This window comes from Malacoplasma iowae, from assembly GCF_900660615.1.
In the GTDB taxonomy this organism is placed as follows: domain Bacteria; phylum Bacillota_I; class Bacilli_A; order Mycoplasmatales; family Mycoplasmoidaceae; genus Malacoplasma; species Malacoplasma iowae.
The window spans coordinates 230,424-248,960 of record NZ_LR215023.1 but is presented as its reverse complement, the minus strand read 5'-3'; the positions used below and the strand labels follow the sequence as shown (position 1 = coordinate 248,960).

At 24.1% G+C, this 18,537-nt stretch carries 7 protein-coding genes; 1 reads left to right on the top strand and 6 read right to left on the bottom strand.

The features are described 5' to 3' along the window. Nucleotides 1-533 precede the first annotated feature (533 nt). The 4 genes from EXC57_RS00955 to EXC57_RS00940 all read right to left on the bottom strand — a co-directional run bounded on the left by EXC57_RS00955 (nt 534) and on the right by EXC57_RS00940 (nt 11,500). On the bottom strand, nt 534-2,546 hold the full coding sequence (locus EXC57_RS00955) for an LD-carboxypeptidase (RefSeq protein WP_129692525.1): 2,013 nt from the start codon (nt 2,544-2,546) through the stop codon (nt 534-536). Between the two features lie 1,240 nt (nt 2,547-3,786). Next, nucleotides 3,787-5,823, bottom strand: a complete 2,037-nt coding sequence (locus EXC57_RS00950; RefSeq protein ID WP_129692729.1) for a hypothetical protein — start codon at nt 5,821-5,823, stop codon at nt 3,787-3,789. Nucleotides 5,824-5,843: 20 nt separating this feature from the next. Then, on the bottom strand, nt 5,844-7,874 hold the full coding sequence (locus EXC57_RS00945; RefSeq protein ID WP_004025446.1) for a toxin subunit s1: 2,031 nt from the start codon (nt 7,872-7,874) through the stop codon (nt 5,844-5,846). 275 nt (nt 7,875-8,149) lie between these two features. Then, nucleotides 8,150-11,500 carry a lipoprotein 17-related variable surface protein gene (locus EXC57_RS00940; protein ID WP_129692524.1) on the bottom strand — a complete coding sequence of 1,117 codons (3,351 nt, stop codon included), beginning with the start codon at nt 11,498-11,500 and terminating at the stop codon, nt 8,150-8,152. Between the two features lie 357 nt (nt 11,501-11,857). Here EXC57_RS00940 and EXC57_RS00935 point away from each other — a divergent pair, with 357 nt between their 5' ends. Next, nucleotides 11,858-12,832 (top strand): IS30 family transposase, encoded by a 975-nt coding sequence (locus EXC57_RS00935; protein WP_129692520.1) that lies wholly within the window; start codon nt 11,858-11,860, stop codon nt 12,830-12,832. Between the two features lie 303 nt (nt 12,833-13,135). On the opposite strand, the gene EXC57_RS00930 is transcribed toward EXC57_RS00935, so the two are convergent. Both EXC57_RS00930 and EXC57_RS00925 read right to left on the bottom strand, forming a co-directional pair. Beyond that, the gene (locus tag EXC57_RS00930; RefSeq protein WP_129692523.1) at nt 13,136-16,453 is read right to left on the bottom strand and encodes a lipoprotein 17-related variable surface protein; all 3,318 of its coding nucleotides are present in this window, start codon (nt 16,451-16,453) and stop codon (nt 13,136-13,138) included. A gap of 201 nt (nt 16,454-16,654) precedes the next feature. Continuing rightward, nucleotides 16,655-18,511 carry a lipoprotein 17-related variable surface protein gene (locus EXC57_RS00925; RefSeq protein WP_129692522.1) on the bottom strand — a complete coding sequence of 619 codons (1,857 nt, stop codon included), beginning with the start codon at nt 18,509-18,511 and terminating at the stop codon, nt 16,655-16,657. Between the last annotated feature and the right edge of the window lie 26 nt (nt 18,512-18,537).

Genomic DNA, 18,537 nt, shown 5'->3' with positions numbered 1-18,537 from the left:
AAGCAATGTAAGAGAGAGATGCAAAAAATATAAAGAAGTACATTGTAATCTTGTAATTCAAAAGCTAGTACAAAATTCATAAATGTTACTGCATAACTTTATAAAACAAAAGATTAAAAATAATAATAAATGATAGAAAAAAATTAACAAAGATTTTTTAAGTTTTACATTCACATAACAAGTAATTAACTTCTCATAGTTATAATATTCAATCTCTTTATTTTAAAAATAAGTAATGTTTGAATTGAAATTTATAAAAATAAAGACATAAAACAAAATATGGTTATAAAAAGTGTAATGTTTTATAAGAAATTGTTAATATCTAATAACAAAATAAAAATATATAAAATCAAACTATTAAACATGTAATAAAAATTTATTTAAAAAAGAAATGTTAATATAAAAATAACATTTCCCTTTTAAAATTATGTGAACAAAATCTTTTTTATCAAACACAAATTAAATAATATAGCATTATGTGTTTATTGTTTTTTTGAATTATGTTTTATTACAAATAATAAATATTGTTACATTTATTCTAACAATGTTACTTGCTTATTAAATGTATCCAACTTTACTTTACCACCTATTTTTAGTACATTCATTGGTTGACAATGAGATGAATCAAAATTAGTTAATACAGGTATTTTTCTATCTAAAAATTTCATAAATAGTGATTCATATGTTTCATTAGATGACATTTTATTAAAATTTTCAGATTTACCCAATATAACACCAGAAACTTTATCAAGGATTTTAGAGTTTTTTAAAAAAGCAAAATTTCTTTCACATTCATCAACTGACTTATTTGAATCCTCAATAAAAAGAATGTCTCCTTCTACTATTTCAGGCATAAATTCAGTGTTATAAACAGATACCATTGTATTTAAATTTCCACCAATTAATCTTCCAATAACAACACCATCATTATAGGAATATAGTTTATTTTTTTGCATTTTTTTAATGTAGTTTTCTTTGCTAACTTTTTCATCTTCAAAATTAAATCAATCAATTTTTTCTTCTGTTCATAATTTTGGATTATCAATTATTCCTATTTGGTTATTTACAACATACTTATTAAATGAATTTAGATTTCACCTCTTTATAAAATCTTGTTCATCAAAACTTGGTAATAATGCTGGTCCATAATATGTTGGTATTTTTGTTTTTTTATAAACTGCTAATAAAATAGCAGTTGTATCTGAATATCCAACTATTTTTGTTTTGCGCTCCATTATTTTATCGTAATCTATATATGGTAATATAGAGCTACTATTCATTCCACCAATCATCGACATCAATATATCATTATCAGATAACAAATTATTAAATTCTTCAGATCTTTCCTTTGCATTTCCAGAAGTATATCCTATTGATTTATTTCAAAGATTTCCAAGATTAACTATATATCCTTCTTGTTCTAAAATCTTTTTAGAATTATTTACTCTTCTAGGTAATTTACTTGATAAGTCACTTGAAGAAGTGAATATACCTATTTTAGTTTTGGTGTTAATGAATGATATTTCTTGTTTATCAAAGGTATTGTAATTAAAAATTATTTTTTTCTCAAATGATAATGCAGAATTAATATCATTAAAAAATCTAACCATATCACTTATCACATTAGATGCAGAAAACATATTCATTGAATCAAATGATAGCAATTGGTGTTTTTTGTTTTGAACAATAAATTCTTTGGGTTTTCTATTTTTTAATTTTGTTGTTTCAATATATTTTTCATACATTTCATTTTTTCTATATATTATTGGACCAAAAATAGAAAAATCATTTAAGTGACAAACTGTTGTGTATGGAATATTTAATTTTGTGAATATTTCATATGCATCAATAGCTATAGTAACAGGATCACTGGTTGTAACTATTGCAAAGTCAATTTTTTTATAACTATTAGTATTACTTAGTTTATCAAATATATTGTTATTAAATTCTGCATTAAAAAGAGTGATGTTTGCGTGCTTATCAAATTTTAGTATTTCTCTTTTAAGAATATTATTTTTTTCTTTCCCTACATCTTCTTTGTCATATAAAAATGGAATACTTAAATTAGAAATTTCTATAATATCTTTATCAACTAAAACAAAATCTCTAATACCCATTTTCATTAATAACAAAATAACATTATTTGCTATTTCATTAGTTCCAACAACTAATATTCTTTTATTTATTATTTTTTCATTTATAAAATTATTTTTTTTAAATGACATATCATAAAATAAATCATGGTAATCAAATTGAAAATTATTACTTTGACTTGAAAATGTCAGAACTTTTTTTTCATCAAATTTTTGAAGCAATTGAAAAATATCATTAAAACTATTATTGGATAATTTTACAATTTCGTTTATTGAATTAGTGCCGTTTATTAATTTAAAAATATCAAATTCTTTTTTTGTTAAACTTATATTAAAGTTTCTATTTGAACTAACTAAAAAAGATAATTCATAGTTATCATTATTTTTTAAAACCTCCATTAATCTTACATTTCTTTTTATTAGAGGTTTGCTTTCTATTTTAATATTTTTCATAAACTAATTTAATATAAGATTTAATCAATAAATTGGCATAATTCACCTCGCTGAATTCATAGTATCACAAAAAAATTTTATTACTAAAATAATTAGTTTATAAATTCTGCCAGTTCTAAACACTTCTTTTTTTTATAAATTTGTTTACATAAATTATCAAAGTGAAATTATTTAATAAGTGAAAAATGATACATTTAAAATTAATAAACAAATATAAAAGTTTTTAATTATAAGCATTTAAAAAGATCAACAATCTTATATAAAATAAAAAAAGTTATTATCTAATAACTTTTGCTAATAATTAAAAAGTTAACAAAGCAATGTAAAAGATATGTCAAAAATTATAAAGAAAAACATTTTAATCTTGTAATCAAAATATTAATAGTGCAATATACAAATAATTAATAAATTGATTAAATCATTATATTCAGAACAAATTTTAATAGAACATTTAGATGATCTGTTTTTTGTTTTATTGTTCTTTTACAAAAAATCATAAACATATGAAATGATTTAAAAATGATATATAAAAAATAATTGATACTTGCAACAAGTAATTTTAAAAAGACTTTAATAACAAATTAAGCGCATTTAAAAGACTTATAAAAAAATTAATAAATCATTCTAATAAATTAAAAAATACAAAATACATAAATCTTTACATATATCTATAAAATAAAAGATTAAAAATAATAACTGAAAATAAAAAATATTCAACAAGGGTTTTATTAAATCTAACAATTAATAATAAGCAATAATCTTTTCATGGCCAATAATGATCAACACCTTTATTTTCAAAAATAAATAATGGCTAGATTAAAGTTTATAAAAAGAAATATTTAAAAACTACTTTTCACATTTGAAAAAAGAAAGACACAAGGCCAAAAACAAAATATATTTATAAGAAAAAGATTTTATAAGAATATTGTATTATCAAATTAAAAAAATTGAAAAGATAGCAAATTAAACTATTAAACAGATAACAAAAATATTTATAAAAAAGAAAAATATTATTATAAATAACATTTTTCTTTTAAAAGTAGTTAGACAAAATCATTTATATTCAACAACCTTAAACCAAAATAAAATTATCTATTTTTTAACTTATATCAAGTTAACATAGTAATTATTTTTTTATGATTAAAATAGTAACTAAAATTAGTGTATCTATTCAAAATAAAAATGCATACTAGTTTTAGTATGCATTTAAAGTCATAGTTTATATTGTTTAAATATATTATTAGAATAAATTTTTCTTTTTCAATCTAAAAGTAGTGTCGCTTTTCATCTTGTTGTATTGGTTTTCAAGAAATATTCAAGCAAAAGTATCATTGTCTTCACAACTTACTCTTAATAAATTATTACCTACAAAAGATACAATTTGTTTTCTAGTTAAATCTTTATATTCATCTGAATATAAAGTTTTTAGATATCATCTATATTTATCAAAAGGTCTTTTTTGATTTGGATATACATCAACTCATCTGACTGTATAATATTCATTTTCAAAAGAATTATTATATAATGCAAAACTTTTTGTTTTATCCTCAAGATCTAAAATTTCAAAAGTTTCTAAATCATAGAAAAATTTATATTTAACATTTTTTATATCAGTATAGAATTTTCTATTCCCTGTATTAAGTCTATAAATATTATTGTTGTTAGGATTTACTCATTCTAAACCCATGTCAATTAAATTATTTAGTGGTTTTTGGATTCTTAAAATTGTATGTTCAGTTTTATCTTTACTTACAACAACATATAAAATTTTATATCTTAAATTATTATTAAATTTTTCTCTAAGTACTAATTCTTTACTATGTACATCAAGATATAAACACATATTTTTATTTTCTACACTATCTATAGTAAATCAAAGTTGAGTTTCATTTTTTTGATAATCATACAAATTAAACACTCATTTTTGATCATCATTATTAATGCTACTTGTTTCAAAACTTACTCCATAAGTTTTTTCTGATAATTCCCTAGAATAATTTATTGTTAAAGAAACTGGATAATGAACTCCATCTAATTCAGTTGTTAATCTTAAATGAGCATCATAAAAAATATCAGTTGCAGAATCTAAATTACTTTCTTCAACACCTATAGCATTAAAACGATCATTATCTTTTTGAGCTTTTAAAGCAAAGTATGAATTACCACCTGTTGTAAATAATACCTTTTGTTTAATAATGTCTGGTTTTTGTTTAACATAAATTAATTTTAATTCTTCTTCTATTTCTTCAATTGCTAAAAAAGAGTATTTATAATTTTCTACAAGTGGTGAAATTTGAATTGGTACACCATACTCATCATAGTAATCATAATCTTCTTCATTATTATCTGCATCTCTTTTAGATCTACTATATGATGATAATGTTGCTACAACTGAACTTAAACCAGCTGTTGGACAAGCAAAACCCATTGAAATATCTGGTCCAGAAGGATCTGTTCCAACAATAGCTGTTGTTGTATTTGAAAAAGCTCTTAACGATACGCCACCTATTGCCCCAGAACTTGGAGGTGTAGGATGTGGTCCTAAATTAAAATGAGCTCCTGCAGTTGTATATGATTTTGTTGTAAAATCTGTTCTTCCTACTTCATTATGAGTAACAGTAATTTCTAGTGGTAAATGGTTAGCATAAGTAAAACCATCAACATAATTTGGATTTATATATTCTTCTCTTTCAAGACGAACTGTTGCATAAGTTGGATAATTATGTGTTCTTCTATTATATTTTGCATATCTTGGATCAACTGGAACAGCTTGAACTCTATGAACTGAACGAATATTTCTAGGTGAAATATTTCCAACATGAATTCATTCTCTTTGATAAGCAAAATCATAAAATAGTGCTCTTAAACCAGCTCATGCAAGTGTTGCAGCATCATTTGATAAACTATGTCTATTTTGATTTATTATTTCTAAACATCTATTTCCAGTTGCCATTGTACTATAAAAAGATTCATCAGCTCTTATTTCATATAAATACATTATGTGAGGATTATCTGGTTGATTAAAATGATGACGACTAGAAAATCTTGCTGCAAAAAATCTAAGCGCTGAATCTGGTGAATCAGTTGTTGATACATAAACACTTCTTAAATGATAAGGTAGTGAAGGGTTTTGAATAACTCCCAATATGTGTCTAAAAAAATCTGTGTTACTTCCTCAAGCTACAAATCCATCTCTAAATACAATTTCTGGAGGTCTTGAATCAATTCTATAAACTAATCTAGGTGCACCATAACTATTTCTATTTGGATTGTTCATAATTAATTATTGTTCCTTTCTTATATATAAATATTTCCATCAATTAAAAATGTTTTTTCTGAATAACTTTCTTCATCATATTTTGATGTAAATAGTTTTCCAAAATGTGTTCCTGTTGCAACTTTTAATCAATCATTATGGTAATATGATCTAATTCATCTAGATTCTTTTACACCTTCATGGTCTTCAATATCTTCTTTATAAATGAAATATCATTTATATCTTGGATCATCATTATCCATATCTAAGCTATAAATTCTTTTTCATTCAGCTCAATTTCAATTATCATTTTCATTTCTATTGTTATATAAAGCAAAAACATTTAATTTATTATCAATTCAATAAATTCTTTTTCTTCTTAAGTCATAAAAGAATTGGTTATATACTCATCTAAAATAACTTCAAGATCCTTTATCATACATATCAAAAGAATATGATGTTCCCTTGATTACATATCTTAAGTTAAGATCAACAAGTTCATCAAATGATGGTTGTTTTTGTAACATTTTTAAAGATGTATCATTTCTTGAAACTAATAAAAATATTTCTTCATAACTATCATCACTAGCTACATCTTCTAAGTTTAAAAGATACATTGGATAATCATCTGTGTCATTTCATTTTTCTTTTCTAACAACCAATCCAAGATTTTGGTATTTTTTATGTACTGGTAACAATTTTATAAGTGCTCTTGTAGTATTACCATCACTATCTTTTACTTCATCATAGATTTGATAGTTTCATTTTTGAAAATCATCATTTACACTTTGAATTAACGAACCAATTCTTAATCTTGTACTATTTAAATTAAATTGATTAATAATTGGTCCAAAAGATACACTTACTGGATACTTATAATCACTAAAAGATATTCTAGAAAAAGCATCATAGTATGAACTAGTTAATTGTTTTGTAGGACTTTTTGAAAGTTCTACTTCAGATCTAGAATCACTTAAAAGTTTTAATCCAATAAAAGAACCACCATTATCTAGAACTTGAAAATTAACTTTATATTTTCTTGTAAAACTTTTATTTGTAAATATAATGTCTGAAAATTCAATGTCATCAAGATCTTTTCTAATTCTTGAATCACTATCATTTAATTCTCAATTATGAACTTGATATAAAACATTTGCAACATTACAGTGGTTGAATCCCTCAAGATCTTCTTTATAATCACTAATTTTTGGAAGCTCTAAATCATCTCTTTCAAGTTCTAGCTGTTGTAAACTTGGAGTTGGTGTTACAGATGAAAGCATTGAATTCAAATTTCAATAAGATCTAGATAAATAAAGTACTGGTTTTGGTTTTTCCATTTTCTTATAGTAAACAGTTAACTCATCTGCATCTGGGTCATCATAATCTGATTCAAGATACTTTTTTAAATTTGGTTCTGGTGGATTCCATGGTTTTACATTTCCAGTGGTATTTCATATATCATAATAGACATTAAAAATTTCTTTGTCATCAATTATCATATTTTTATAATTTTCTTTAACATCTGTGCTTCTACCCATTAATTCTCAATTTAAGTCAGTGACAATAATTTCTCTTGCTGAAATAATACTTTCATTTGATATAGTACCAATTTTAAATCAATCATTTTGTCACAGAAAATTATGTGTAAACAATCTAAAAACATTATCTGCAAATTTTAATGATTCATCTTTTGAACCAGAGTTTTTTACTAATGTGGGCAAATAATGCATCATTGTTTTTGTTGTACTGTAGTATTCATTATCTGCTCTAATTTTATATAAGTAGTATTTTTCTGCATTGTAATTTGTTTTAACTGAACTAATAAAATTAGTACAAGCATTTTCAATTGTAGGAAATACAGAAATTAATGAACTTCTAAAAAATTCAGGTAATTTATAATTATTTATAAATCCTGCTACATAAGCAAAAAAATCATCATTACTTCCTCAAGCGGTAAATCCATTTTGAAATACATAATTTGGATCTCTTTTATCTATTTTATAAACGTATTTAGGATTTCTAGGATTATCATTCCCATCTTTTCTATCTAATTCTAAACTATTAATTATCATATATTCCTTCCTTTCTTTTTTTAGTTAATAGTTAACTAAATTATTTATTTTTAATAATACATAAATTTGCAATGATAACAATAAAAAGCAATAGTTCTTAATAAAAAATAAAATTAATCATTTTTGAACTAAAAAAAATAGAAAAAATTAAATTAAATAAATAAAAACAAAAATAATTTAATAACAAAAACTTTTTTTAAATTATGAAAATAAAAAACTAGAACTCAAAACAAATTATTGTTTTTGTTCTAGTTATAAATTTAGTAAAAAGAATTTTATTCTGTAGCAAAACCATTATAAGTTACAGTGTATGTAAGTAAAGAATTTTTATCAGTTATATCTGATTGATCAAAAATTATTTTTATAGTTAGATAGCCATATATATCATCACTTGTAACTTCAAGTTTAAATTTATTGCTATCAATTGCTGTTGCATATGCACCAGAATAATAACTAATATATTTTTTAATTTCTTCTTTTTTGGTTGAATCACTTTCTAATTTACTAGCTAATTCACTAGGTAATGTTTGTTTAAATATTGGATTATCACTCATTAATCTTGATTGAGTTTTAAAAGATAATATGTCATTTGTTGTTACTTGATTACCTTTTGCAAATCCAGTAAATCTCTGAATAAATACTAAATCTCCACTAACACCATCAATGTTTTTAAATGTTAATTTAATTGTTATTTCACCATTTGGATCATTATAGTAAACATTATATTCAAAACTATTTACACTATTAGACTTAAGGTCTTCTTTTTTAGGTAAATTTGAGCCAAGGCTATCTATTACAGAAATTGGTAAATCTTTTTCGTTTTTAATTTCTTCACCATTAATAACAAGTTTTGGTGATTCTTTTTCCAAAACATCGTTTTCTGTTTTATTTAAAGATTGTTCAATTTGTTTTGGTGTATATTTTTTTATATCATCCAACTTAGTGCTATTATCATCAATAAATTTAACTTCATATTGAGTTTGATATTCAGAATTAGTTTTAAATCCAGAAATTTTATCTTCTCTTACATAATAACCATTATCACTTTTAATAAAACCAGAAGCTTTAGCTATAGTTTCAGGATAACTATAATTTAAATTAAACTTTAAAACCAATTCTCCTGTATCATCATTTGGAATCAAATCTAAAAATAAATCGGATGAATTGAAACCTCTATAAGTAACAAATTTTTCATAAACTATTTGTTCTGTAATTTCTGATGGTCTATATTTTTTCTTTTCAAAAATCTTACCCTGTTTATTTACATTAAAACTATAGTCTGAAATTTTATTTAAACCTATGTATGTTTTTGTAAAAACTTTATTTTCCTCATTTGGATAATAGTTTGGTGGAAGTTTACCAGTAATAGTTATTGTTCCATTAGTATCATTTGGCTCTATGTTAAATATCATTTTACTAAGAGGATACCCTGAAGAACTTTCAGTATTAATAAATCTCAGAATACTTGATGTATCTGTTGTATTAAATGATGATGGTAGTAAATTAGCTAAACTTAATTCTTTCAATTCAGGAATATCTTTTATATTTTCTTCTTTATTTTCATTTTTTCCTATAAATTTAAAATCTCTATGATCATTAGAACTAAATATTTTATATTCTTTTTCTTCTTCATATGTTTTGACATTTGATGCTTTTAAATCAACACCTAATGGGATATATTTAAAAACAGCTTTTATTTTTACCTTCCCATCTGTATCATTAGCACTAATTATTTCATACTTTTTATTTGGATATGATACTTTGTTTAAACTCGTATTTTGAGATTGAATATTGATTGAAAAAGGATCAAATCTATTAACATCATCTATTGTTAATTTACTAGGTAAAGTGTTTTTAAAGTCATAATCTAGATTTTCATTTTTTCAAGTTACCCTTGTACTAATTTTATTAGCATCATTAGAAACAAAAGTTAATGTTTTAGGAGCGATATCACTTGGCATTTGTCCATTTGTCACAAATCATGGAATTTGATCTAGATTAACTTGTACTTTTAAATATCCTATTTTGTCATCTATTTCTTTTGTAAACTGAGGATATTTAAGTGAACCGTTTTCATCTAATGAATTATTTTTAGTTAAAAAACTTTCATTTAAATAATCAAAATCACTACTTGTTATTTCAGATGGTAATTTGTTTCTTAAAACATCATCTTTTATTTTAAAATTGGCTGCTTGTAAAAAAGCATTCTCAGTATTTAAAAGACCTTTTATATCACCTTTATCTTGTTCGTTTTTATTTTCACTAATAGCTACAGCTAACCCATATTGTTTTTCTAATATTTCGCTTTCTGGAATTTCAGTAAAATTTGGGTCTTCTTTATAACGAGAATTTATCATCATAATTTGTCCTGTATAACCATGGACATTATAAAGAATATAATTATCAGCATATTTATTTACATTATTGTTAACAGCACCTTTTATATCAAAATATGTAGTAGGACTTAAAAGATTATCATTTTGGGTCGACTGAATATTAGATGTATTAATTTTATATATGGAAGTATCATTTCTATACTTATAATACAAATTATCACTAGCATCAAACGTTCAAGACTGTACTCATTTTATATCATTAGTAAGTCTTAAAACTTTCATATTTGTAGTTTTTGGATCAAATAAAACAAGTTTATTGAATAAAACTGTAACAACAGTACCATTTGTAAGATAATAGTAATCTCTTTGTGGGGTTGTTTGTCTATTGTTAAATCCCTCAAGTCCATTTGCAATTAATTTAGGACTATTTCAAACTCCATTTTTAACTTCTTTTAAATTATCATCCACTAGTATTCCATAAACATCAAAATTTGATTTTGCTCCTGTTGGGAACTGAACAAATTCAGCAATATTAAGATTATTTCCAATAGAAATTAAATTAAAAAAATATCAAGTAAAATCTTTAGATTGAGTATTAATGGAGTTTAATGAATTTGTGAAATCATAAGGAATTTCACTAATTTTATTTTCTTTCTTTTTGTAAAGATAAGCTTTTGAGTTTGTACCTAGTCTGGCACCACCATACATCAAAATATCTCCTGACTTTAACACAGATAAGAATCTAACATCTGTTCTGTTATATGGAAAAGAAATTTCAGTATATTTTTGTGGTTTTGAATTAGAAAAATAGTCATTACCTGTTTTAACATCAATAGCTATCAGTTTTTGATTTACATTATCATTAGTTCTTCAATTACCAGCAGTCAAAATTCAAAGAACATCGTTTTCTCTATCATAATCTCAATTAAATCAAGCTCTTTTTCAATCTCCGTTATGTGTTGGAGATGTTAGAACGCTATTGATATCAACAGTTCATCTTTCAGCCCCAAATCAATCCAAAGAAGTTATTTTATCTCCTCAATAAACTATAGGACCTGTTTTTGCTGATAAATATGCATTTTGACCATTAGCTTGTGATGCAACTAATGGATATTCTTCTTTTAATGTTTCTGGATTAGAATTTTCTGGTAAATAATTTTTTGAAACAAATTCATCATTAAAAAATTGGTTTATTTTAGTAGTTGAAGAAATAGCAACAACAGATGACAAAACCCCCACAGTAAATATAGAAGGTAATAAAGCAAATAATAATTTATTTTTTTTATTCATACAAACCTCTTTTAAGAATTTAAGATAAACAATAATTAATAACACTTAATATAATTTTATTTTTAAAAAAAGTAATAATCAACCGCAATAAAAATATTAATTTTTATCGTCTACTTTAAATAACTTTATCAACAATTTTTTATAATTATTTTTAAATAATAGAGTTTGTTGTTGAAAAGCAATTTCGATTACAAACAAATTCAAATAATTAAAATAAACTTTTTTAAAAATCTTTTTAACTTGGTTTTCGTTGCTCGACTGACATGTGAAGTGCAACACTCGAAAAAGAGTGTGCACTTCATTTGTTTTGTTTGTAAGTGTTCACTAATAAAAAGATAATGAATATTAGGAGTGCTTATGAAAACTTATAAACATTTAACAAAAGAAGAAAGATGCTTAATTTATTTTCTTTGAAATAAAGAAAAATATTCTATGAATAAGATTGCAAAAATCTTAAATAAAAACAAATCAACAATATCAAGAGAGTTGAAGAGAAACACATCTTCAGCAGGAATTTATTATTCATCATCTGCTCACAAAAAATACATTAGAAGAAAATCAAATTGTCATATGTTTTTTATGTTGAAGTACAAAAACTTCACAGATCTTTTTATTCAAAAATTTAATCCTAAATCTCATGGTGTAGAAGCTACAATTTTTTGAATAAAAGAAAACTATCCATTAGTTAAAGTTCCAAGTGCTAGGCAAGTATTTAGATGAATCAATAGCAAGATTTGAAAGATACAAAGAAGAGATTGTTTAAGAAGAAAATATGTTAAAGAAAAAAGAAGAAAAATAGGTATATTTTCTAAAATTTATGGAAAATACTGCATTCCTTATAGTCTAAGACCAGAAAAGATAAACAATAGAAAAGAATTTGGACATTGAGAAGCTGATCTAATAGTTAGTAAAAGGCAAAGTGGTTATTACCACTTATTAACATTAGTAGAAAGAAAAACAAGGTTGGCAATTATTAGAAAAATAAAAGGGAAAAACGCTAGATCAATGATGGCTAAAATGTATACCATTATTCGAGATGAAAAACTCCCAATAAAAAGCATCACTGTTGATAATGGGTTAGAGTTTCAAATGATGGGAATAACTGCAAAACAATTCAACTTTAAAGTTTATTATTGCCAACCTTATTCTTCATTCCAAAGAGGGTCCAACGAGAACATAAATGGGATAGTTAGAAGATGATATAAAAAAGGAACTGACTTCAGTTTAGTAAGTGAAGATAAAATAAAAACTCTTGAATGAAAAGTAAACAACATCCCAAGAAAAATGTTTGGTTATAAAACAGCTTACCAAATGTATCAAGAAAATATTTAAAACAAAAAACTCTCAACTTATATTTCAAAGTCGAGAGTTTAATGTAACATTGAAGTGTTGCACTTCACATGTCAGTTAGGGATCAAACTTATTTTAATTTAAAAAATGTAATAATAATTTCAATTAATTTTTCTAATATAATGCATACTAAAAATGGTGCAAAATACTAGTAAAACAAAAGGTAAAAAATAAAATTCTTAGCTTCGAAATAAAAACTAAGAATTCTTACTATATTTTGAATTATTTATTAAGAAATAAAAATGAAGTAGCAATATTATTTTGGTTTATTTTAAAATGAAATAATTATTCAGTTAAAAAATTATTGTATGTTGCTGTGTACACAAGAAGTGAATCTTTATTAGTAACAACATCGCTATCAAATATTATTTTTAAAGTTATATAACCATATATATCATTTGAAACAATTTCTAATTTGTATTTTTTGTTATTCAAACCATTAGTATAAGCCTCTGATGAAAAACCTATAAATTTGTTTAAAAAAGTTGTTCCATTTTCACTATCTTTCAATTGACTTTCTATATCAGATGGTAATAAATCTTTAAAATCTTGGTTATCTACAAATAATTGCGCTTGAGTTTTGAAAGAAAAAATGTCTTCTGTTGGAACCTGATTTCCCTTAGCAAAACCTGTATATCTTTGAATAAAAACAAGATCTGATTCTGTGCCTGGTATGTTTTTAAATGTTAATTTAATTGTTATTTCACCATTAGTGTCATTGTAGTAAATTTCATACCCAAAATGCTGATTATCTCAATTGTCTGGAATGCTAGTTCCTTTTGATTCGATTACATTTTTTGCAAAATCTAACTCATTTTTAATTTCTACACCATCAATAAATAATTTATGATCATTTATTTTTGTTGCTTTTAATATATCTTTTATTTGGTTTGGTGTATATTTTTTAATTTCCCTTAGTGATTTCCCATTATCATCTTTAAATTTAACAACATATTGGTTTTCATATTCTTCAGTTGTTTTAAATCCATCAATAGAATCTGACTTAATATATTGATTGTTTTCTTTAACAAAACCTCAATTTGTCGTAACACTTGGAGGATATGAACCATCAAGAATTAGTTTTAGATTTAACTCACCATTTTCATCATTTGGTGAAAGTTCTAATTTTATGTCTGATGAATTAAAACCTTTATATTGGATAAAATGTTCATATATATCTTGTTCATCAATTTCAGATGGTCTATATTGTTTTTTGTTAAAAGAAGAATTAGATTGCTTATTAACAATAAAACTATAATCTGTTATTTTATTTAAACCTGTGTAAGTTTTTTTAAAAATTTTATTTTGCTCTCCTGGGTAATAACCATCTGGCAATGAACATGTAATTGTAATCGTTCCATCATTATCATTTGGTATTATATTAAATATCATTTTGCTAAGTGGGTATCCTGAAGAATTTTCAGTATTAATAAATTTTAGAATACTTGATGGATCTGTACTGTTAAATGATGAAGGTAATAAATTTGATTCACTAAGTTCTTTAAGTTCTGGAATTTGTTTTATATTTTCAGTATCATTACCACTATTACCTATAAATACTAATTCATGTTTTTGTTTAGAATTAAATATTTTATACTCTTTAATCTCACTATAAGTTTGAATGTTATTGCTTTTTAAATCAACACCCAAAGGTAAGTATTCAAATGTTGTTTTAATTTTAACAAGGCCTGTTTCATCATTTTTTTCAACAATATCATACTTTTTGTTTGGGTATGAAACATTATTTAATCTTATGTTTTGAGATTGAATGTTAATTGAAAATGGATCAAATCTATAAATATCATTATCAGTTAATTTAGAAGGTAATGTATTTTTAAAATCATAGTCAAGATCTGCATTTTTTCAAGTTACTCTTGTAGATATTTTATTCGCTTCAGTTGACTCAAATTTTAAAGTTTTTGGAGCTATATCATTTGGCATTTGACCATTAGAAACAAATCAAGGAATTTGGTCCAAATTTACTTGAACTTTTATTTCACCTTTTTCATCATCTATTTCTTTAGTAAATTGTGGATATTTTGGATTTCCATTTTCATCTACAGAATTATTTCTCGTTAAGAAACTTTCATTTAAGTATTCAAAATCACTACTTGTTATTTCAGATGGTAATTTATTTTTTAAAACACCATCTTTTATTTTAAAGTTAGCTGCTTGTAAAAAAGCGTTTTCTGTATTTAAAAGACCTTTTATATCTCCTTTATCTTGATCGTTTTTATTTTCACTAATAGCTACTGCAAGTCCATATTTATTTTTTAATATTTCTTCTTGTGAAATTTGACCAAAATTTGGGTCTTCTTTATAACGAGAATTAATCATCATAATTTGTCCTGTATAACCATGAACATTGTAAAGAATATAATTATTTGCATATTTGTTTACATCATTTCCGGTTGCACCACTTATATCGAAATATGTTGTAGGACTAAGAAGATTATTATTAGCCGATGACTGAATATTTGTAGTGTTTATTTTATAAATTATGTTACCATCTCTATATTTGTAATATAGATTGTCGCTAGCATTAAAAGTTCATGATTGAACTCATTTAATATCATCTGTTAATCTAAGAACTTTCATTTCTGTTGTAATAGGATCAAATAAAACTAATCTATTATACAAAACAGTAAGAACAGTACCATTTGTAAGATAATAATAATCTCTTTGCGGTGTTGTTTGTTTATTATTAAAACCTTCTAAACCATTAGCTATCAATTGTGGTTTTGTTCATTTTCCTTTTTTAACTTCTTTTAAATTATTATCAACTAATATGCCATATACATCAAAACTTGATGTACAACCTGTTGGGAATTGAACAAATTCAGCAATATTAAGATTATCTCCTATTGAAATTAAATTAAAAAAATATCATGAGAAACCATTAGTTGATGTTACAGCAGAATCTAAAGAATCTTTAAAAGTATAAGATATTGTTTCAATTTTATTTTTATCTTTTTTGTAAAGATAAGCATTTGAATTTGGACTCAAGCTTGCACCACCATACATAAGGACATCACCTGATTTTAAAACAGACAAAAATCTAACATCTGTTTTATTTGCTGGAAATGGAATTTCTGTATATTTATCTGGTTTTGAATTTTTAAAATAATCGTTTCCTGTTTTTACATCTATTCCAATAAGTTTTTGATTTATGTTACCAGTTTTTCATGTACCGGCAGTTAAAATTCAAAGTATGTCATTATCTCTATCATAGTCTCAATTAAATCAAGCTCTCTTTCAGTCACCTGCATGTGTTGGTGATGATAAGATGCTTCACACATCAATTGTTCATCTTTCAGCTCCAAATCAATCTAAAGATGTAATCTTATCTCCTCAATAAACTATTGGACCTGTTTTAGTAGATAAATATGCATTTTGACCATTAGCCTGTGCCGCAACAAGTGGATATTCATCTTTTGATGCATTTAATTCAGAATTACCTATTAAAGAATTTTCTGAAATCATATCATTTTTAAATAGTTTGTTTGTGTACCTTTGAGTGGATAAGGTAGTAACCGAAGATATAACTCCAATAGTAAAAATTGAAGGAATTATTGCAAATAATAATTTATTTTTTTTATTCATAAAAAACTCCTTAAATCTCATAAACTAAAAGTTAGAACACTTAATATAATTTTATTTTTAAAAAAAACAATAATCAACAACCTTAAGAAAATTATAAAGTCATAATATCTTCTTATAGAAATAGCAAATGCAAACTTAAACATTTATATGTAATTAAAAGTAATGGACATTAAATTAAATATAATATCCATTACTAAAAAATTATTCAGTTAAAAAATCACTATAAGTTACTGTATATGTAAGTAATGAATTTTCATTATTTACTACATTATTATCAAACATTATTTTCAAAGTTATATATCCGTGTATATCATCTGAAACAATTTCTAATTTATACTTTCTTTCATTTATACCTTTAGTATAAGAATCTGATGAAAATCCTATAAATTTATTTAATTCATTTATACCATTTGTTTCATCTTTAAGTTGTTTTTCAATATACGAAGGTAACATATTTTTAAAATTTGGATTGTCTACAAATAATTGTGATTGTGTTTTAAAAGAAAAAATATCTTCTGTTGGAACTTGATTTCCCTTTGCAAATCCTGTAAATCTTTGAATAAAAACTAAATCAGATTCTACACCTGGTACATTTTTAAAAGTCAATTTAACAGTTATTTCACCATTTGTGTCATTGTAATAAATGTTATAAAGAAAATGCTTTTCATCTCATTCATCAGGAATACTAGTTCCTTTAGATTCAATTACATTTTTAGCGAAATCTAATTCACTTTGAATTTCTTTTCCATCAATAGACAATTTATGTTCATTTACATTTTTTGATGTTAATATATCCTTTATTTGGTTTGGAGTATATTTTTTAATTTCTCTTAAAGATTCTCCATTATCATCTTTAAATTTAACAACATATTGATTTTCATATTCTTCTGTTGTTTTAAAACCATTAATAGAATCTAACTTAATATATTGGTTATTTTCTTTAACAAAACCTCAACTTGCAGTAACGCTTGATGGGTAGGAACCATCAAGAATTAATTTTAAATTTAGAACTCCTGTTTCATCATTTGGAGTAAGTTCTAATTTGATATCTGATGAGTTAAAACCTTTGTATTGAATAAAATGATCATAAATTTCTTGTTCGTTAATTTCAGATGGTCTATACTGTTTTTTGTTAAAAGATGTTGCCTTATCATTGATTATCAAACTATAATCTGAAATTTTATTTAATCCAGTATAAGTCTTTTTAAATGTTTCATTCTTTTGGTCAGGATAATAATCATCTGGCAAAGAACAAGAAATAGTGATTGTTCCTTCATTATCATTTGGTTCAATATTAAATGACATTTTACTTAAAGGATATCCTGCTGAGTTATCTGTATTAATAAATTTTAAAATACTTGATGGGTCTGTTGCATTGAAAGAAGATGGTAATAAATTAGACTCACTTAATTCTTTCAATTCAGGAATATCTTTTATATTTTCTGTTTCATTATTTTTATTACCTATAAAAACTAATTGATGTTGTTCATCAGAACTAAAAATTTTATACTCTTTTTCTACATTATAAGTTTGTATATTTGTTTCTTTTAAATCAACACCTAATGGAATATATTTAAAAGTTGCTTTAATTTTTACAATACCAGTTTTATCATTTTTTTCTACAATGCTATATTCTTTTTTAGGATATGATACATTATTAAGTTTTGTATTTTGAGACTGAATGTTAATTGTAAATGGGTCAAATCTATTAATATCATCGATTGTTAATTTAGTTGGTAAAGTATTTTTAAAGTCATAATCTAAATCTACATTTTTTCAGGTTACCCTTGAAGATATTTTATCTGCACTTGATGATTCAAAAGATAGAGTTTTTGGAGCTATATCACTTGGCATTTGACCATTTGAAACAAATCAAGGAATTTGATCTAAATTAACTTGCACTTTTATAGTACCTTCTTCATCATTGATTTCTTTAACAAATTGAGGATATTTAAGCTTACCACTTTCATCTACTGAATTATTTCTAGTTAAAAAACTTCCATTTAAATAATCAAAATCATTACTAGTAATTTCTGATGGAAGTTCCCTAACTGACATGTGAAGTGCAACACTTCAATGTTACA